16 protein-coding genes are annotated in these 19,110 nt (G+C 71.9%); 8 read left to right on the top strand and 8 right to left on the bottom strand.

Annotation, left to right across the window (positions count from 1 at the left end):
- Positions 1-74 precede the first annotated feature (74 nt).
- Both sufB and PV410_RS22895 read right to left on the bottom strand, forming a co-directional pair.
- Positions 75-1,496 carry a Fe-S cluster assembly protein SufB gene (sufB, locus tag PV410_RS22900; protein ID WP_499511221.1) on the bottom strand — a complete coding sequence of 474 codons (1,422 nt, stop codon included), beginning with the start codon at positions 1,494-1,496 and terminating at the stop codon, positions 75-77.
- Positions 1,493-2,242 (bottom strand): helix-turn-helix transcriptional regulator, encoded by a 750-nt coding sequence (locus tag PV410_RS22895; protein ID WP_500327251.1) that lies wholly within the window; start codon positions 2,240-2,242, stop codon positions 1,493-1,495. Before PV410_RS22895 ends, sufB begins: the two co-directional genes overlap by 4 nt.
- A 212-nt stretch (positions 2,243-2,454) precedes the next feature.
- Here PV410_RS22895 and PV410_RS22890 point away from each other — a divergent pair, with 212 nt between their 5' ends.
- The 3 genes from PV410_RS22890 (at position 2,455) to PV410_RS22880 (ending at position 5,280) form a co-directional block, all read left to right on the top strand.
- Positions 2,455-3,381: an ABC transporter ATP-binding protein gene (locus tag PV410_RS22890; RefSeq protein WP_500327250.1), complete on the top strand. Its 927-nt coding sequence runs from the start codon at positions 2,455-2,457 to the stop codon at positions 3,379-3,381.
- Between the two features lie 50 nt (positions 3,382-3,431).
- Positions 3,432-4,148 (top strand): ABC transporter permease, encoded by a 717-nt coding sequence (locus PV410_RS22885; protein ID WP_500327419.1) that lies wholly within the window; start codon positions 3,432-3,434, stop codon positions 4,146-4,148.
- 115 nt (positions 4,149-4,263) lie between these two features.
- Positions 4,264-5,280 (top strand): COX15/CtaA family protein, encoded by a 1,017-nt coding sequence (locus PV410_RS22880; RefSeq protein ID WP_500327248.1) that lies wholly within the window; start codon positions 4,264-4,266, stop codon positions 5,278-5,280.
- A gap of 15 nt (positions 5,281-5,295) precedes the next feature.
- Here the strand turns inward: PV410_RS22880 and PV410_RS22875 are convergent, their stop codons facing one another.
- The 4 genes from PV410_RS22875 to PV410_RS22860 form a co-directional block, all read right to left on the bottom strand.
- Positions 5,296-6,405, bottom strand: coding sequence for an amidohydrolase family protein (locus PV410_RS22875; protein ID WP_500327417.1), 1,110 nt, complete (start codon positions 6,403-6,405; stop codon positions 5,296-5,298).
- On the bottom strand, positions 6,402-7,754 hold the full coding sequence (locus tag PV410_RS22870; RefSeq protein ID WP_500327246.1) for a glutamine synthetase family protein: 1,353 nt from the start codon (positions 7,752-7,754) through the stop codon (positions 6,402-6,404). Before PV410_RS22870 ends, PV410_RS22875 begins: the two co-directional genes overlap by 4 nt.
- Positions 7,755-7,827: 73 nt before the next feature.
- Positions 7,828-8,190, bottom strand: a complete 363-nt coding sequence (locus PV410_RS22865; RefSeq protein ID WP_499511226.1) for a hypothetical protein — start codon at positions 8,188-8,190, stop codon at positions 7,828-7,830.
- Between the two features lie 24 nt (positions 8,191-8,214).
- A complete protein-coding gene (locus PV410_RS22860; protein WP_500327244.1) occupies positions 8,215-9,159 on the bottom strand; it encodes a heme o synthase in 945 nt (314 codons plus the stop codon).
- 347 nt (positions 9,160-9,506) lie between these two features.
- Between PV410_RS22860 and tkt the strand changes: the two genes are divergently transcribed.
- From tkt to pgl, 5 genes are read left to right on the top strand one after another with little or no spacing between them, the layout of a single operon-like run.
- The gene (gene tkt / locus PV410_RS22855) at positions 9,507-11,585 is read left to right on the top strand and encodes a transketolase (protein WP_500327242.1); all 2,079 of its coding nucleotides are present in this window, start codon (positions 9,507-9,509) and stop codon (positions 11,583-11,585) included.
- Between the two features lie 40 nt (positions 11,586-11,625).
- Entirely contained in the window at positions 11,626-12,744 is a 1,119-nt protein-coding gene (gene tal, locus PV410_RS22850) for a transaldolase (protein ID WP_500327240.1), read from the top strand.
- Between the two features lie 5 nt (positions 12,745-12,749).
- On the top strand, positions 12,750-14,273 hold the full coding sequence (zwf, locus tag PV410_RS22845) for a glucose-6-phosphate dehydrogenase (protein WP_500327238.1): 1,524 nt from the start codon (positions 12,750-12,752) through the stop codon (positions 14,271-14,273).
- Positions 14,270-15,274, top strand: a complete 1,005-nt coding sequence (gene opcA / locus PV410_RS22840) for a glucose-6-phosphate dehydrogenase assembly protein OpcA (RefSeq protein WP_499511231.1) — start codon at positions 14,270-14,272, stop codon at positions 15,272-15,274. Before zwf ends, opcA begins: the two co-directional genes overlap by 4 nt.
- Positions 15,271-16,053, top strand: coding sequence for a 6-phosphogluconolactonase (gene pgl, locus PV410_RS22835; RefSeq protein ID WP_500327236.1), 783 nt, complete (start codon positions 15,271-15,273; stop codon positions 16,051-16,053). Before opcA ends, pgl begins: the two co-directional genes overlap by 4 nt.
- 87 nt (positions 16,054-16,140) lie before the next feature.
- On the opposite strand, the gene pgi is transcribed toward pgl, so the two are convergent.
- Together pgi and PV410_RS22825 are read right to left on the bottom strand one after the other, a co-directional pair.
- Positions 16,141-17,802, bottom strand: coding sequence for a glucose-6-phosphate isomerase (gene pgi, locus PV410_RS22830; RefSeq protein WP_500327234.1), 1,662 nt, complete (start codon positions 17,800-17,802; stop codon positions 16,141-16,143).
- Between the two features lie 46 nt (positions 17,803-17,848).
- The gene (locus PV410_RS22825) at positions 17,849-19,102 is read right to left on the bottom strand and encodes an MFS transporter (protein WP_500327232.1); all 1,254 of its coding nucleotides are present in this window, start codon (positions 19,100-19,102) and stop codon (positions 17,849-17,851) included.
- Between the last annotated feature and the right edge of the window lie 8 nt (positions 19,103-19,110).

Genomic DNA, 19,110 nt, shown 5'->3' with positions numbered 1-19,110 from the left:
GGAAGCGGCGCGCCCGTTGGCTCGCTCACGGCCCTGCAGGGGCATCGGTTCGTGGTGGACGGAGCAGCCGGGCGTCAGCCGACCGCGCCCTCCATCTGCAGCTCGATCAGCCGGTTGAGCTCCAGCGCGTACTCCATGGGCAGCTCGCGCGCGATCGGCTCCACGAAGCCGCGGACGATGGTGGCCATCGCCTCGGTCTCCTCCAGGCCGCGGCTCATGAGGTAGAAGAGCTGGTCCTCGCTGACCTTGGAGACGGTCGCCTCGTGGCCCATCGACACGTCGTCCTCGCGGACGTCCACGTACGGGTAGGTGTCCGAGCGGGAGATCGTGTCCACCAGCAGCGCGTCGCACAGCACGTTCGACTTGGAGCCGGCGGCGCCCTCGCCGATCTCGATCAGGCCGCGGTAGGAGGTGCGGCCACCGCCGCGGGCCACCGACTTGGAGACGATCGAGGAGGAGGTGTTCGGCGCCATGTGCACCATCTTGGCGCCGGCGTCCTGGTGCTGGCCCTCGCCCGCGAAGGCGATCGACAGCGTCTCGCCCTTGGCGTGCTCGCCCATCAGGTAGACGGCCGGGTACTTCATCGTCACCTTGGAGCCGATGTTGCCGTCGACCCACTCCATGGTCGCGCCCTCGTACGCCACGGCGCGCTTGGTGACCAGGTTGTACACGTTGTTCGACCAGTTCTGGATCGTCGTGTAGCGGCAACGGCCGCCCTTCTTCACGATGATCTCGACCACGGCGCTGTGCAGGGAGTCCGACTTGTAGATCGGCGCCGTGCAGCCCTCGACGTAGTGGACGTAGGCGTCCTCGTCGACGATGATCAGCGTCCGCTCGAACTGGCCCATGTTCTCGGTGTTGATCCGGAAGTAGGCCTGCAGCGGGATCTCGACGTGCACGCCCTTCGGCACGTAGATGAAGGAGCCGCCGGACCACACCGCGGTGTTCAGGGAGGCGAACTTGTTGTCACCCGCCGGGATGACCGTGCCGAAGTACTCCTGGAACAGCTCCGGGTGCTCCTTCAGCGCCGTGTCGGTGTCCAGGAAGATGACGCCCTGCTCCTCCAGGTCCTCGCGGATCTGGTGGTAGACGACCTCCGACTCGTACTGCGCGGCCACACCCGCGACCAGCCGCTGCTTCTCCGCCTCGGGGATGCCCAGCTTGTCGTAGGTGTTCTTGATGTCCTCGGGCAGGTCCTCCCAGGACTCCGCCTGCTTCTCCGTGGACCGCACGAAGTACTTGATGTTGTCGAAATCGATGCCGGACAGGTCCGAGCCCCAGGTGGGCATGGGCTTCTTCCCGAAGAGCTTCAGGCCCTTGAGACGCAGCTTGAGCATCCACTCGGGCTCGTCCTTCTTCGCGGAGATGTCGCGGACGACGTCCTCGCTCAGACCTCGACGGGCGGCGGCACCGGCTACGTCCGAGTCGGCCCAGCCATACTCGTAGTTGCCCAGACCCTCGAGTTCAGGGTGAGCCGTCTCCAGGGGGGCAGTCATGCGGGGTTCCTCCCGGCGTTGCTTGCGGTGTTGGTCGGTGCGGTGGTTCCGGCCGGCGACGCGGTCTTCGGCACGAAGGTGGTGCAGACACCGTCTCCGTGCGCGATGGTCGCCAGCCGTTGTACATGGGTGCCGAGCAGGCGCGAGAAGACCTCGGCCTCCGCCTCGCACAGCTGCGGGAACTGCTCGGCGATGTGGGCCACCGGGCAGTGGTGCTGGCAGAGCTGCTCCCCGGCGGAGGCGGGCGCGCCGCGCGTGGTGGCAGCGTACCCGTCCTGGCTGAGGGCCTTGGCGAGCGCCTGCGTGCGCTCCTCGGGGTCGGCCGCCTCGACGACCGCCCGGTAGCGCTCGGCCTGCGCGGCGACCCGGGCGCGGGCGAAGGCGGACACCGCGGCGTCGCCCTCCTCCCCGCCTCCGGCGGACTCGGCGATCCAGCGCAGGGCGTCGGCGGCGAGCTGGTCGTAGGCCTGGTCGAAGGCGTCGCGGCCGCAGTCGGTCAGCGCGAACACCTTGGCCGGGCGGCCGCGGCCGCGGTTCCCGTACACCCGCTTCTCACGCGGCTCCACCATGCCCTCGGCAAGGAGCGCGTCCAGGTGGCGACGTACGGCCGCCTGGGTCAGCCCGAGCCGTTCCGCCAGGTCGGCGGCGGTCGACGGCCCGTGGACCAGGACGGACCTGGCGACCCGGTTGCGGGTGCTCCGCTCCCCGGTCGTCTGCTCCTCCTGAGCCTCGGACACGTTTTTCACAAGACCAGTGTTGCGTAATTCATCTCGGAGAGGCAAGCGGCGGTCCCCCGGGCGGATGTCTGCTGCATCACTTAGGGAAACCTAACCTGACCTGCGGAAACGATCTTCGCCGGTGCCCGGGACCCGGCCCCCGCCCGCCGCGACCGGCGGCGGCGGCATCGGGCGCCGCCCTCCCGGCGGAGCGCGCCCCGGGGGTTCGTAGACTTCCCGTCATGCGAATGGACCCCGCGGTCGAGGTGACCGGACTGGTCAAGCGATACGGCCCCAAGACCGCGGTGGACGGGCTCGACCTGACCGTCGCCCGGGGCACCGTGGCCGCCGTGCTCGGACCCAACGGAGCCGGCAAGACCACGACCGTCGAGACCTGCGAGGGGTACCGCCGTCCCGACGGGGGCCGGGTCCGCGTGCTGGGGCTCGACCCGGTACGGGAGACCGCCGCGCTGCGGCCCCGGATCGGCGTGATGCTGCAGTCCGGCGGCGTGTACGCCGGTGCCCGCGCCGAGGAGATGCTGCGGCACACCGCCAAGCTGCACGCCCACCCCCTCGACCCCGCGCTGCTGATCGAACGGCTCGGCCTGGAGTCCTGCGGCCGTACCCCGTACCGCCGGCTCTCCGGCGGCCAGCAGCAGCGTCTGGCGCTCGCGATGGCCGTCGTGGGCCGCCCGGAGCTGGTGTTCCTGGACGAGCCGACGGCCGGACTGGACCCGCAGGCCCGCCGCGCCACCTGGGAGCTGGTGCGCGAGCTGCGCGCCGACGGCGTCACCGTCGTCCTGACCACGCACTTCATGGACGAGGCCGAGCAGCTCGCGGACGACGTCGCGATCGTCGACAAGGGCCGCGTGATAGCGAGCGGCACCCCCGAGGAACTGTGCCGCGGCGGCGCGGAGAACACCCTGCGCTTCAACGGCCGCCCGGGCCTGGACCTCGCCTCGCTGCTCAAGGCACTGCCCGCCGACTCCGCCGCCGTGGAGCTCACCCCGGGCAGCTACCGCATCGAGGGCAAGGTCGATCCGCAGATGCTGGCCACCGTCACCTCCTGGTGCGCCCAGCACGGCGTGATGCCCGACCGCCTCGCGGTCGAGCGGCGCACCCTGGAGGACGTCTTCCTGGAGCTCACCGGCAAGGAGCTGCGTTCGTGACCGCCACCGGCACCTTCACCCCCGACCCCGGCGCGGCCCCGCTGCCCCGGATGATCGGCGCGCAGACGGCACTGGAGACCCGGATGCTGCTGCGCAACGGCGAGCAGCTGCTGCTGACCGTCGTCATCCCCACGCTGCTGCTGGTGCTCTTCAGCGCCGTCGACATCGTCGACACCGGCGCCGGCAAGGCCGTCGACTTCCTGGCCCCCGGCGTCCTCGCGCTGGCCGTGATGTCCACCGCCTTCACCGGCCAGGCCATCGCCACCGGTTTCGAGCGGCGCTACGGCGTGCTCAAGCGGCTCGGTGCGTCGCCGCTGCCGCGCTGGGCGCTGATGACCGCCAAGACCGGCTCCGTGCTGGTCACCGAGATCCTCCAGGTCGTCCTGCTCACCGTGATCGCGTTCGCCCTGGGCTGGTCGCCGCACGGCAACCCGCTCTCGGTGCTCCTGCTGCTCGCCCTGGGCACGGCGGCCTTCTCCGGCCTCGGCCTGCTGATGGCCGGCACACTCCGCGCCGAGGCCACGCTCGCCGCCGCGAACCTGGTCTTCCTGCTGCTGCTCGTCGGCGGCGGGGTGATCGTGCCGCTCGACAGGTTCCCCGGCGCTGCGCGCTCCGTCCTGGAACTGCTGCCGATCTCGGCCCTGTCGGACGGTCTGCGCGACGTCCTCCAGCACGGCGCGGGCGTGCCCTGGGGCGACCTCGGGATCCTTGCCGTGTGGGCGGTGCTGGGGCTCGGCGCGGCGGCGCGCTGGTTCAGGTGGGAATGACGCGGTCCCCGTAGTGGGCGAAGCCGGCGTCCTTCCGCTGGTCGACGCCGCTTCTGTCCCCGTCCCCTCCCCTGGGCGTCCCCCTCGTGAAGGAATGCACAAGGGGGCCCCTACGATGGTGGCCGTGCCGAATCTCAGCCAAGCAGGCCAAGCCGTGCGAAACCCCCTGGCCTTCATCGCCCAGCGCTGGACCCCGTCCCCCGAGACGGTCCGGCGGGCCGCGCTGGCCGCGCTCGTGATGAGCGTCGTCATCGTGGTGACCGGCGGCGCCGTCCGGCTGACCGGTTCCGGTCTCGGCTGCCCGACCTGGCCCAAGTGCACCGACGACAGCCTCACCGCGACCGGCGCCATGGGGCTGCACGGGGCGATCGAGTTCGCCAACCGCATGCTGACCTACGTGCTGTGCGCGGCCGTCGGCTGGGCGATCATCGCCGCGCGGGCCGCGGAGCCGTGGCGGCGCGGGCTGACCCGGCTGGGCTGGGCCCAGTTCTGGGTCGTCATGGGCAACGCCGTACTCGGCGGCATCACCGTCCTGACCGGTCTCAACCCGTACACCGTCGCCGCGCACTTCCTGCTCTCCAGCGCGCTGATCGCCGTCGCGCTGCTGATGTGGCAGCGGGCCGGCGAGGGCGACGCGGGACCGCGCCCCCTGGTCGGCAAGCCGGTCAGGCAGCTGGCGTGGGTGCTGGTCGCCGCCTCCGCGGCGCTCATCGCGGTCGGCACGCTCGTGACGGGGGCGGGGCCGCACGCGGGCGACAGCAGCGATGTGCCGCGCGTCCCGGTGAAGTGGGAGACCATCTCGCAGCTCCACGCCGACCTGGCGTGGGTGGTGTGCGGGCTGGCGATCGCGCTGTGGTTCGTGCTGCGCGCCGTCGACGCCCCCGGGGGACCGCGGGCCCGGGTGCGGGACCTGCTGATCGTGCTGCTGGCGCAGGGCGTCATCGGCTACGTCCAGTACTTCACGAAGCTGCCCGAGGTGCTGGTGGCCCTCCACATGCTCGGCTCGACGCTGGTGTGGATCGCGGTGCTGCGGGTGCTGCTGTCGATGCGGGAGCGGCCGGAGACCGAGCCCGGCGAGGCGCCGGTGACCGAGGCCGTCGCAGCCGCCCCCGAGCCCGCGCCGGCCGCCTAGCCGCCACCGGCCCGGTCAGCCGAGCCGGTACAGCCGTCGCGCGTTGTCCGCGGCCACCATGGCCGCGACGCGCCGGGCGTCGGCCGCCGACCAGGCACCGTCCGCGACCCAGCCGCCCAGCACGTCGCGCACCGCGCCGCGGAAGACCTCGGCGCCGGTCACGTACAGCTCGGGCAGCCCGTAGGCGTCCGTGGAGAACAGCAGCTTCCCGAACGGCGCCAGCTCCAGGAACTCCGCGAGGACCGCGCCCGCCCGTGCCCCCACATGGGTGAGGGCCAGACCCACGTCCGCGTGCACGTGGGGGAAGACGTTCGCCAGGTAGGCCGCCTGACGGTGGTACGGGTAGCAGTGCAGCAGCACCAGGGCGATCCCCGTGCCCGCGGTCGCCCGGGCGAAGTCCGTCAGCAGCGCCGGATCGGCGTGGTCGAGCCGCAGGTCCGGGTCGCCGAATCCGGTGTGCAGTTGCAGCGGCAGCCCGGTCGCGACGGCCGTCCACAGCAGGTGCCGCAGCAGGACGGGGTGGTCGAGCCGGGTGCCGCCGGCGCGCCGCGCGTCCAGCCACGCCCCGGCGGCGTGCCGCACCTCACCGGGCGCCGGGGGCTCCGGGGCCAGGCCCAGTCCGTGGCGGTAGGCGGCGATCGACTTGAAGCCGGCGGCGGTGCGCGCGGCGGCGTGGACCGCCTCGGCGATGCCCTCGACCAGGGCCCCGGGCGAGTCGCAGGTCCCGGCGACGTCCTCGGCGAGCCGTTCCAGCCGCACGATCTCCCGCTGCGCTCCCCCACCCGCCGCGGCCAGCTCCGCGGGCGTCGTCAGGTCGCCCGTCAGTCCGGTGTCGACGACGTACGTGCCGATGCCGCTGCCGTGCAGCAGCCGGTGCGTGGTCTCGTGCGACCCGAGCTCACGGCGCCGTGCGAGGTAGCTCGCCGGCGGGCAGTGCGGCTCCAGGCCGAGCAGCGGCGGGCACCAGCGGCGCACGGCGAAGCCGGTCTGGGTGTCGAAGTAGGTGGTGCCGGGCGCCGCGGGCGCGTCGGACTCGGTGAGGTACCCCTCGAAGGCCGCGATGCCGAGCTCGCCGCGGACGACGCCGTGGCAGTGGTGGTCGACCAGCGGCGGCAGCTCGATCACCAGCGCCACCGGGTGGCCTCCGCGAGCTCGGCGGGACCGTACTCGGCCAAAGCCTCGGACTCGGCGCGCCGCACCGCGACCACCGCGCCGAACAGCGCCTCCCCCAGCGCCTCCTTCAGCGTCCCGCTGCGCACCAGGTGCGAGACGGCCTCGCTGAGCGAGGTCGGCAGCCGTTTCTGGTCGCCGCGCTCGCCGGGATCGCCGCTGACCGGAGGGGGCAGCGTTCCCGCGCCGTCGCGCAGGCCGGCCAGGCCCGCCGCGATGACGGAGCCGACCAGGAGATAGGGGTTGGCCGCCGCGTCGAACGGCTTGAGCTCGGCGTGGCCGCCGTCGGGGTCGTCGGACTCGCCCGGCACCAGGCGCAGCGCCGCCTCGCGGTTCTCCACGCCCCAGCAGCGGTGCACGCCGGCCCAGTGGGAGGGGACGAGCCGCAGGTAGCTGGCCGGGGACGGGGCGCCGATGGCGCAGAGGGCGGGCAGGGCGTCGAGCACGGCCGCCAGGAAGGTGTTCGCGGCGGGCGCCAGGCCGTACGGGGTGCTGGGGTCGCGGTGCAGGTTGTGCCCGTGCTCGCGCAGGCTCAGGTGCAGGTGGCAGCCGTTGCCTACCTGCCCGGCGACGACGGTCGGGGCGAAGGAGGCGCGCAGGCCGTGGGCGGCGCTGACGGCGCGTACGGTCTCGCGGACGAGGACGACCTCGTCGGCGGCGCGCACCGGGTCGGCGGGCGCGGTGGAGACCTCGAACTGGCCGGGCGCGTACTCGGGGTGCACCTGCAGCACCTCGATGCGCTGCGCGGCGAGCGCGTCGTGCAGGTCGAGCAGGTAGTCCGAGAGTTCGGTCACCCGCGTCAGGCCGTAGGCCGGGCCGCGGGAGGCCCAGTCGCCGCTGCCGTCGTCCTTGACCACGACCCACTCGGTCTCGAAGCCCATCCGCAGCTCCAGGCCGCGCTCGGCGGCCCGCTCCGTCATGCGCCGGGCGAACAGCCGCTGGCAGGCGGGGTGCGGGCGGCCTTCCTGGTCGTAGCGGTCGGCCGGGGCCCAGGCCCAGCCGGGGCGGGCGGCCAGCACGGTGAGGCGGTCCAGGTCGGGGAAGAGACGCAGGTCACCGTCGGGGCCGGCGATGTGCGGGGAGGAGGTGATGGCGTCGTCGGAGGTGAAGACGTCGAAGACCGGCGACATGCCCACCCCGCGGTGCGCGGCGTGCGGCAGCCGGGCGGGCGGCACGGTCTTGGCCCTGCTGATGCCCGCGTTGTCGACCCAGCTGACGGCGACCGCGCGCACGCCCTCCGCGGACAGCCGCGCCGCTTCCCGGCGGGCCGTCAGCCGCCGTTCGTCCCGTTCCTCGGTCTCCACCGACGCCTCCTCGTACCGGCCCGTCCGGTCGACCGGACCACTCCCATGGTGGTCCTAACGGGCGGGCCCGGCGTCAGGTGTTGGCGCGTCCGCCGATCTGGATCCCGGCCATCCGCGACCACTCGTAGCGGCCGGTGCGCACCTTGGCCGCCAGGTCGCCGTCGAAGGACTCGTGCACCGTGATCCCGGAGCGCTCGACGGCGCTGCGGGCGATGTCGTACGTGGGCGCCACCAGGTCGCCCCACTCGCCGTTCTCGCCGACGAGCACGATGCGGGTGCCGACCTCGCCGATGTACGCGATCTGGCCCTCGGCGCCGCCGCCGTGGCTCTTGGCGAACGCGGTGATCTGCTTCGCCAGGCGGGCGGCGCGGCGCTCGGCACGGGCCGCGGCCCGGCGGTCCGCGGCCTGGGTGACTGCTTCCTGGGTCTCTGCCATGAAGGGAATGCTACCCGCCGGTAATCAGCGCAGGAAGGGGTCCACGGCGACGGCGACGAACAGCAGCGTCGCGTAGGTGATCGACCAGTGGAACAGCCGCATCTCCTTCAGCTTGGCGCCGACCACACCGGCCTTCGCCCGCCCGTACAGGGCGTGCGCCTCGACCAGCCAGAAGGCGCCCAGCAGCACGGCGGCGGCCGCGTAGAACCAGCCCGCCGCGCCGAGCGGCCACCACAGGGTGAGCGAGACCAGCACCATCACCCAGCTGTAGATGACGATCTGCCGGCCCACCACGACGTTGCCCGCCACGACCGGCAGCATGGGCACGCCGACGCGCGCGTAGTCGTCCTTCACCTTCATCGACAGCGGCCAGTAGTGCGGCGGCGTCCAGAAGAAGAGGACGAGGAAGAGGACGAACGGCGCCCAGGCCAGTTCGTCCCGCACCGCCGACCACCCGATGAGCACCTGCATGCAGCCCGCGATGCCGCCCCAGACGATGTTCTGGGCCGTGCGGCGCTTGAGGCCGAGGGTGTAGACGAAGACGTAGTAGAGGATGGCCGTGAGGGACAGCGCCGCCGACAGCGGGTTGACGAGCACCCAGAACCAGGCGGTGGAAACCACCGAAAGCGTGATGCCGAAGACCAGGCACTCCCACGGCGCGACCATGCCGGTCACCAGCGGGCGCTGCTCCGTACGGTGCATGAGCGCGTCGATGTCACGGTCGATGTACATGTTGAGGGCGTTCGCGCCGCCCGCCGACATGTAGCCGCCGATCATGGTCGTCGCGACCAGCCAGAGGTCGGGCACACCACCCGCCGCAAGGAACATCACCGGAACCGTCGTGATGAGCAGCAGCTCGATGATGCGCGGCTTGGTCAGCGCCACGAACGCCATCACACGGGCACCGAACGGCCGGTGGCGATGGCTCGATCCGATGGCTCCGGCGGGCCGGGATTCGACGGCCGTCACGAACACCCCTGAGGAAAAGTCCAGCAAGCGGCTCCGCTTGCGCGTACCACGCCACTTTAGACGTAGCGGATACTCCACCCGCGCTCGGGGGTGGCACGTGTTGGCCTCCATAGCGCAAGAGAGGCGCAACCTGAAGGTGTTCTGTGTTCAACAGGCGAAGAAACGCTGACCGGGGCACGCTGGTGACACCACCGGTGCCGGGGAGGGAATGTGGCTGCCCGGGGATCGGTTGCCGCAGGCGTCGAGCCCGCACTCGAATAGGTGCACGTACGTGCAGGGGTAGGCTCGGCAACGCCCGGTGTGCACTTCGTCACCGGCGTAATACATGTGGAGAGGAGCCCTCTCAGGTGAGCACCGAGCCGACCACCACCGAGCTGGAGTGGACCGAGCTTGACAGGCGTGCGGTTGACACCGCCCGGGTTCTGGCGATGGATGCCGTGCAGAAGGTCGGCAACGGCCATCCGGGTACGGCGATGAGCCTCGCCCCCGCGGCCTACCTGCTGTTCCAGAAGCTGATGCGGCACGACCCCTCGGACGCCGGGTGGACCGGTCGCGACCGCTTCGTCCTCTCGCCGGGACACACGTCCCTGACGCTTTACACGCAGCTCTTCCTTTCGGGGTACGGCCTGGAGCTGGAGGACCTCAAGGCCTTCCGCACCTGGGGCTCGCGCACCCCCGGCCACCCCGAGCACGGTCACACGACGGGTGTGGAGACCACCACCGGCCCGCTGGGCCAGGGTGTCGCCAACGCGGTGGGCATGGCGATGGCCGCCCGCTACGAGCGCGGCCTGTTCGACCCGGACGCGGCGCCGGGCGAGTCGGTCTTCGACCACACCATCTGGGCGATCGTCTCCGACGGCGACCTGGAGGAGGGCATCTCCGCCGAGGCGTCCTCGCTGGCCGGGCACCAGAAGCTGGGCAATCTGATCGCCCTCTACGACGACAACCACATCTCGATCGAGGGCGACACCGCGACCGCCTTCTCCGAGGACGTGCTGAAGCGCTACGAGGCCTACGGCTGGCACGTGCAGCGCATCGAGCAGGACCCCTCGGGCGACTTCGACGTCCAGGCCCTGTACGCCGCCTTCGCGAAGGCCAAGGCCGTCACCGACCGCCCCTCGATCATCGCGGCCCGCACGATCATCGCCTGGCCCGCCCCGAACGCGCAGAACACCGAGGCCGCCCACGGCTCGGCACTGGGCGACAGCGAGGTCGCGGCCACCAAGAAGGTGCTGGGCTTCGACCCCGAGCAGGACTTCGAGGTCGTCCCCGAGGTGCTGGCGCACGCACGCAAGGTCGCCGACCGCGGCCGCGAGGCCCACGCGGAGTGGACCAAGCGGTTCGAGGAGTGGCGCTCCGCCAACCCGGAGCGGGCCAGGACCTTCGACCGTATCCACGCCGGCGAGCTCCCGGCCGGCTGGGAGGACGTCGTCCCGGAGTTCCCCGCGGGCAAGGACGTCGCCACCCGCAAGGCCTCCGGTGAGGTGCTGAAGGCGCTGGGCGGCGTGATCCCCGAGCTGTGGGGCGGCTCCGCCGACCTGGCGGGCTCGAACCTCACCACCATCGACGCCTCGTCCTCGTTCCTCCCGGCGGACAACCCGCTGCCGGAGGCGAACCCGTACGGCCGCACCGTGCACTTCGGCATCCGCGAGCACGCCATGGGCTCGACCATGAACGGCATCGCGCTGCACGGCAACACCCGCGTCTACGGCGGCACCTTCCTGGTGTTCTCCGACTACATGCGCCCGGCGGTCCGCCTGGCGGCGCTGATGAAGCTGCCGGTCTCCTACGTCTGGACGCACGACTCCATCGGCCTGGGCGAGGACGGCCCGACCCACCAGCCGATCGAGCACCTGGCAGCGCTGCGCGCCATCCCCGGCCTCAACGTCGTCCGGCCGGCCGACGCCAACGAGACGGCGATCGCCTGGGCGGAGATCCTGCGCCGCCACACGGCCAAGCCCGCCCCGCACGGCGTGGCGCTGACCCGGCAGAACGTGCCGACCTACCCGGCGAACGAGGACGCGGCCAAGGGCGGGTACGTGCTGTTCGACGCCGAGGGCGGCCAGCCTCAGGTGATCCTGATCGCGACCGGCTCCGAGGTGCAGCTGGCCGTCGAGGCCCGCGAGCAGCTGCAGGCCGACGGCATCCCGGCGCGCGTGGTCTCCATGCCGTCCGTGGAGTGGTTCGAGGAGCAGGACCAGGCCTACCGCGACAGCGTCATCCCGCCGAACGTGCGGGCGCGGGTCGCCGTCGAGGCCGGCATCGGGCTGACCTGGCACCGTTTCGTCGGTGACGCGGGCCGGATCGTGTCCCTGGAGCACTTCGGGGCAAGCGCCGATTACAAGGTCCTCTACCGCGAGTTCGGTCTGACCGCGGAGGCCGTGGCCGCCGCAGCGCGCGACTCGCTCGCCGCCGCCGCACGCTGACGCACGGACCCATACGACGTACCGAGGAGATGCAGAACCCATGACAGACGCACTCAAGCGCCTCTCCGACGAGGGCGTGGCGATCTGGCTCGACGACCTGTCCCGCAAGCGGATCACCTCCGGCAACCTGGCCGAGCTCATGGACCAGAGCCACGTGGTCGGTGTCACCACCAACCCCTCGATCTTCCAGAAGGCGATCTCCAGCGGGGACGGCTACGAGCAGCAGCTCACCGACCTCGCCGCCCGGAAGCTGACGGTGGACGAGGCCCTGCGCATGATCACCACCGCTGACGTGCGCGACGCCGCCGACGTGCTGCGCCCGCTGTACGACGCCAGCGGCGGCCAGGACGGCCGGGTGTCCATCGAGGTCGACCCGCGTCTGGCGCACAACACCGCCGCCACCATCGCCGAGGCCAAGCAGCTCGCCTGGCTGGTTGACCGGCCCAACACCCTGATCAAGATCCCGGCCACCAAGGCGGGCCTGCCGGCCATCACCGAGGTGATCGGCCGGGGCATCAGCGTCAACGTCACGCTGATCTTCTCCCTGGAGCGCTACCGCGAGGTCATGGACGCCTACCTGGCGGGCCTGGAGAAGGCCCGGGCCGCGGGCCTGGACCTCTCCCTGATCCGCTCGGTGGCCTCCTTCTTCGTCTCGCGGGTGGACACCGAGATCGACAAGCGCCTGGAGAAGCTGGGCAGCGACGAGGCCAAGTCCCTCAAGGGCAAGGCCGCCGTCGCCAACGCCCGGCTCGCCTACCAGGCGTACGAGGAGGTCTTCTCCTCCGACCGCTGGCAGGCGCTGGAGCACGAGGGCGCGCACAAGCAGCGTCCGCTGTGGGCCTCCACCGGCGTGAAGGACCCGTCCTACCCCGACACCCTGTACGTGACCGAGCTGGTCGCCCCGGGCATCGTCAACACCATGCCCGAGGCCACGCTCGACGCGGTGGCCGACCACGGTGAGGTCACCGGCGACACCATCCGCGGCACGTACGAGCAGTCCCAGGGCGAGCTGGACGCGATCGCCGCGCTCGGCATCTCGTACGACGACGTCGTCCAGCTGCTGGAGGACGAGGGCGTCGAGAAGTTCGCGGCGTCCTGGAACGAGCTGCTGGGCTCGACCGAGGCCGAGCTCAAGCGCCTGGCGCCGAAGGAGGCGTAAGCACGTTGAGCAGCGCCAACCCGCTGCGTGACGCATCGGACCGACGGCTCCCGCGCATCGCGGGACCGTCGGGCCTGGTGATCTTCGGCGTCACGGGCGATTTGTCACGTAAAAAGCTGATGCCTGCCGTGTACGACCTGGCCAACCGCGGGCTGCTGCCGCCGGGCTTCTCGCTCGTCGGCTTCGCCCGCCGCGACTGGGCGGACGAGGACTTCGCGCAGGTCGTCCACGACTCCGTCAAGGAGCACGCGCGCACCCCCTTCCGCGAGGAGGTCTGGCAGCAGCTCTCCGAGGGGATGCGGTTCGTCCCCGGCGACTTCGACGACGACCAGGCCTTCGAGAAGCTGCGCGGCACGGTCGACGAACTGGACAAGGCCCGCGGTACCGGCGGCAACTTCGCCTTCTACCTCTCGGTGCCGCCCAAGTTCTTCCCGACCGTGGTCCAGCAGCTGAAGAAGCACGGGCTGTCCGACCCGCCCGAGGGCTCCTGGCGACGCGCCGTCATCGAGAAGCCCTTCGGTCACGACCTGGCCAGCGCCCAGGAGCTCAACCAGGTCGTCCACCAGGTCTTCCGCTCCCAGGACGTCTTCCGGATCGACCACTACCTGGGCAAGGAGACGGTCCAGAACATCCTGGCGCTGCGGTTCGCCAACACGATGTTCGAGCCGCTGTGGAACCGTTCCTACGTCGACCACGTGCAGATCACGATGGCCGAGGACATCGGCATCGGCGGCCGCGCGGGCTACTACGACGGGATCGGCGCCGCGCGCGACGTCATCCAGAACCACCTGCTCCAACTCCTCGCGCTGACCGCCATGGAGGAGCCCGCCTCCTTCGACGCCAAGTCGCTGGTGCAGGAGAAGCTCAAGGTGCTGCAGGCGGTCAAGCTGCCGTCGGACCTCGGCAGGCACACGGTGCGCGGGCAGTATGCGCACGGCTGGCAGGGCGGGGAGGAGGTGCTCGGGTACCTGGAGGAGGACGGCATCGACGCCAAGTCCAAGACCGACACCTACGCCGCCATCAAGCTGGCCATCGACAACCGCCGCTGGGCCGGCGTCCCCTTCTACCTGCGCGCCGGCAAGCGCCTGGGCCGCCGTGTCACCGAGATCGCGGTCGTCTTCCAGCGCGCCCCGCACTCCCCGTTCGACAACACCGCGACCGAGGAGCTCGGGCAGAACGCCCTGGTCATCCGGGTCCAGCCGGACGAGGGCGTGACGATCAGGTTCGGTTCCAAGGTGCCGGGCACCTCGATGGAGATCCGGGACGTGACGATGGACTTCGCCTACGGCGAGTCCTTCACCGAGTCCAGCCCGGAGGCCTACGAACGGCTGATCCTGGACGTCCTGCTCGGCGACGCCAACCTCTTCCCCCGGCACCAGGAAGTGGAGGAGTCCTGGCGGATCCTCGACCCGATCGAGGAGTACTGGGACCGGCACGGCAAGCCCGAGCAGTACACCGCGGGCACCTGGGGTCCGAAGGCGGCGGACGAGATGCTCGCACGAGACGGCAGGAGCTGGCGCCGGCCATGAACATCGATCTGACCGAGACCACTTCAAGCAAGATCAATTCCGCGCTGATCAAGGCGCGCAGGGCCATCGGCAGTCCGGCCGTCGGCATGGTGCTGACCCTCGTCATCGTCACCGACGAGGGCAACCACTACGACGCCCTCAAGGCCGCCTCCGACGCCTCGCGCGAGCACCCCTCGCGCATCCTGGTCGTCATCAAGCGCCCCGGCCGCTCCCCCCGCGACCGGCGCAGCGCCCGCCTCGACGCCGAGGTGCGCGTCGGCGGCGAGTCCGGCACCGGCGAGACCGTCCTGCTCCGCCTCCACGGCGAACTCGCCGACCACGCCGAGAGCGTCGTGCTGCCGCTGCTGCTGCCCGACGCCCCCGTCGTCGTCTGGTGGCCCGAGGACGCCCCGGCGAACCCCGCCGAGGACCTGCTGGGCCAGCTCGCGGCCCGCCGGATCACCGACGCGGCGGCCACCGAGGACCCGGTCGCCGCACTGGGACTGCGCGCCGAGACGTACACCCCCGGCGACACCGACCTCGCCTGGACCCGGATCACCCCGTGGCGCAGCGTGCTGGCCGCGGCCCTGGACCAGAAGGAGGCAGCGGTCAAGGGCGCCGTCGTCGAGGGCGAGGCGTACAACCCGAGCACGGAGCTGCTCGGGCTGTGGCTCGCCCGGCGGCTCGGTGTGCCCGTCAGGCGGAAGGTCTCCGACGGCCCCGGCATCACCGCCGTACGGCTGGCGACCGCGGACGGCGAGATCTGCCTGGACCGGCCGACCGGCGCCCTGGCCGAGCTCGCCATCCCCGGCCAGCCGGACCGGCACGTGGCGTTGCAGCGGCGGGCGACCTCGGACCTGATCGCCGAGGAGCTGCGCCGGCTCGATCCCGACGAGGCGTACGCGGCCGCGGTCAAGTTCGGCGTGGACCGGCTGGGGCGCGCCGAGGACGCCGCCGAGCCGGCCGCCGCGGGGGCGGGGCCGGCCCAGAACGGCGGTTCGGACAAGGCGGCCGTCACGTGACCGCCCCCCAGGTGGTGGTCCACCGGGACAAGGAACTGATGGCGCAGGCCGCGGCGGCCCGGCTGATCACGAAGATCGTGGACGCCCAGGCCGCCCGCGGCTCCGCCTCGGTGGTGCTCACCGGCGGACGCAACGGCAACGCCCTGCTCGCCGCCCTGGCCGCCTCGCCGGCCAGGGACGCGGTGGACTGGGCGCGGCTGGACCTGTGGTGGGGCGACGAGCGGTTCCTGCCCTCGGGCGATCCGGAGCGCAACGAGACCCAGGCCCGTGAGGCGCTGCTCGACGCGGTTCCGGTCGACCCGGCGCGGGTCCATCCCATGCCGCCCTCGGACGGGCCGCTCGGCAACGACGCGGACGCCGCTGCCGAGGCCTACGCCCAGGAACTGGCGGCGGCTGCCGGTCCCGAGGACCACGGGCCGGTGCCCTCCTTCGACGTGCTGATGCTCGGCGTGGGGCCGGACACGCACGTGGCCTCGCTGTTCCCCGGGCACCCCGGGGTCCGCGAGACCGAGCGCACGGTCGTGGGCGTGCACGGCTCCCCTAAGCCGCCGCCGACCCGGATCTCGCTCACCCTGCCCGCCATCCGTGCCGCCCGCGAGGTGTGGCTGCTGGCGGCGGGCGAGGACAAGGCGGGCGCCGTGGCCATCGCCCTGTCCGGGCCCGGTGAGATCCAGGCCCCGGCGGCGGGTGCCCATGGGCGGGCCCGCACGCTGTGGCTGCTGGACCGTACGGCCGCCGCGAAGCTGCCCCCGCAGCTGTACCCGCCGTCCTCCCCGTGAGGCGGTGACCGGCGCGGGACGCGACACAGGACGCCGGGCGGGCTCCGAGGAGCCCGCCCGGCGTCCTTCTACCGCGTCTGCGGCGTCTCAGCGGCCGCGCAGCGACCGGTAGGTGGCCACGAGGGCCTTGGAGGACGCGTCAAGACCGGGCACCTCGGCTCCCTCGGTCAGGGCGGGCTCCACACGCTTGGCGAGGACCTTGCCCAGCTCGACGCCCCACTGGTCGAAGGAGTCGATGTTCCAGACCGCGCCCTGTACGAAGACCTTGTGCTCGTAGAGCGCCACCAGCTGCCCCAGCACCGACGGGGTCAGTTCCTTGGCGAGGACGGTCGTCGTCGGGTGGTTGCCGCGGAAGGTGCGGTGCGGGACCTGCGCCTCCGGGACGCCCTCGGCACGGACCTCCTCGCTGGTCTTGCCGAAGGCCAGCGCCTGCGTCTGGGCGAAGAAGTTGGCCATCAGCAGGTCGTGCTGGGCGGCGAAGGCCGGCTCCAGCTCTTCGACCGGGTTGGCGAAGCCGATGAAGTCCGCGGGGATGAACTTCGTGCCCTGGTGCAGCAGCTGGTAGTAGGCGTGCTGCCCGTTGGTGCCGGGCGTGCCCCACACGACCGGCCCGGTCTGCCAGTCGACGGGCCGTCCCTCGCGGTCCACGTACTTGCCGTTGGACTCCATGTCGAGCTGCTGCAGGTAGGCCGTGAACTTCGACAGGTAGTGGCTGTACGGCAGGACGGCGTGCGCCTGCGCGTCGAAGAACTGCCCGTACCAGACGCCCAGCAGACCCATCAGCAGCGGCGCGTTGGCCTCCGGAGGGGCGGTGCGGAAGTGCTCGTCGACGAGGTGGAAGCCGGCCAGCATCTCCCGGAACTGCTCCTCGCCGATGGCGATCATCAGCGAGAGCCCGATGGCGGACGGGTACGAGTAACGCCCGCCGACCCAGTCCCAGAACTCGAACATGTTGTCGGTGTCGATGCCGAACTTGGAGACCTCCGCCGCGTTCGTGGACACCGCCACGAAGTGGAAGCGCACCGCGTCCTGGTCACCGCCGAGCCCGTCGAGCAGCCACTCGCGCGCCGAGGTGGCGTTGGTGATGGTCTCGATGGTGGTGAACGTCTTGGACGCGACGATGAACAGCGTCTCGGCGGGGTCCAGTCCGTGCAGCGCCTCGTGGAGGTCGGCGCCGTCCACGTTGGAGACGAACCGGAAGGTGAGCCCGCGGTCGGTGAACGCGCGCAGCACCTCGTAGGCCATCGCCGGTCCCAGGTCGGAGCCGCCGATCCCGATGTTCACCACGTTCTTGATGCGGCGTCCGGTCGAGCCGACCCACTTGCCCGTGCGGACGGAGTTGGCGAAGCTCCCCATCCGGGTGAGCACGTGGTGGACCCCGGGCACCACGTTGACGCCGTCGACCGTGATCTCGGCCGACTGCGGGGCGCGCAGCGCCGTGTGCAGCACGGCGCGGTCCTCGGTGACGTTGATCTTCTCGCCGCTGAACATGGCGTCCCGCAGTGCGGCGACACCGGTGGCCGCCGCGAGGTCGCGCAGCAGACGCAGCGTCTCGTCGGTCACCAGGTGCTTGGAGTAGTCCAGATGGAGATCGCCGACCTGCACGGTGTAGCGCCGGGCGCGGTCCGGGTCGGCGGCGAACAGCTCCCGCAGGTGGGTCGCGCCCAGCTCCTCGTGGTGCTCGGCGAGCGCGTGCCACTCGGGCCGCTGGTCGAGACGGGTTCGGCCCTGCGTGTTGGTATCGGACATCAGTCCACTTCTCCTCGTCCTCCTGCTGCAGGTCCAAACTAGTTGATTACCTGCACGCCGTTGTTTCACCTCCGCCGTCTGGCGTGGTGACGATCGGACGAAGAACAGGCAACGCGCAGCCCAGCACGGCGGCCGCGAGCAGCAGCGGGGTGTTCGGCCCGAGGATCTGCGCCGCGGCGCCGCCCAGCAGGGCGCCGAGCGGAGCCCCCGCCACTCCCAGGGTGCGCATGGCCGCGCTCACCCTGCCCAGCAACTTCGCGGGCGTGCGCTGCTGCATCAGGGTGGTCTCGTTGACGTTCCACACCATGCCGAGGGCACCGAAGACGGCCAGGGCGGCCGCGGTCACCGGCAGGGAGCGCACGGTGCCGGCCACGACCAGGCAGCCGGCCTGGAGTGCCAGGCCCGGCGCGAGGCTCCTGACGCGGCCGCCCAGCAGCGCGGAGAGCCGCCCCGCGGCCGCTCCCCCGGCCACGCTGCCCGCCCCGTAGGCGACCAGCACGAGGGCGTATCCCGTGCGCCCGGCGTGGAGCCAGCCGGTGACCTGGAGGACGAGGGTCGCCACCAGGGCGCCGATGCCCACGTTGACCACGGTGTTGGCCGTGCACAGCGCCCGGAGCACGCGGTCCCGCCACAGCACCCGTATGCCCTCGGCGATGTCCTGCCGCATGGTGCGGCCCGCGGCCCGCGCCGCCCGTTCGGGTGCGGGCAGCCGCAGCGAGGCCACCAGCCCGGCCGCGACCGCGTAGGTGAGGGCGTCCACCCCGAACGGCAGCGCGGCCGTGAGGCCGAACAGCACCGGAACCAGCGGCGCGGCGAGGAAGGTCGCGGCTATGGTCTGACCGGTCATCAGGCGGGCGTTGGCGCGGCCCAGGGACCGGGAGGGGACGACCGCCGGCAGCAGTGAGGTCGCCGCGTTGTCGAAGAGGGTCTGCAGTGTGGTCAGCGCGAACGCCAGCATGAGCAGCAACGCGATGCCCGCCCGGTCCAGCCACACCGCGAACGCGAAGACGGCCGTGAGCGCGCCCCGCACGGCGTCCACGGCCCACATGGCGCGCCGTTGGTCCACCCGGTCGGCCACCGCCCCGCCGAGCAGCCCGAAGACGAGCCAGGGCACGAAGCCGGCGGCGGTGACGAGCGAGACCAGCAGCGGCGAGTCGGTCAGGCCCACGGCGAGCAGCGGCAGCGCCGCCGCCCGCAGCCCGTCACCGAACCGCGAGACCGCCGCGGCCGTCCACAGCCGCCCGAACCCGCCCCGCCACTGCGGCGTGCGCTCCCGGCCCTGCACGATGCCGACGCTCATGGATCCCC

It is taken from the genome of Streptomyces sp. PA03-5A (assembly GCF_033792725.1).
Lineage (GTDB): Bacteria > Actinomycetota > Actinomycetes > Streptomycetales > Streptomycetaceae > Actinacidiphila.
This window is presented reverse-complemented; position numbering and strand designations above follow the sequence as displayed.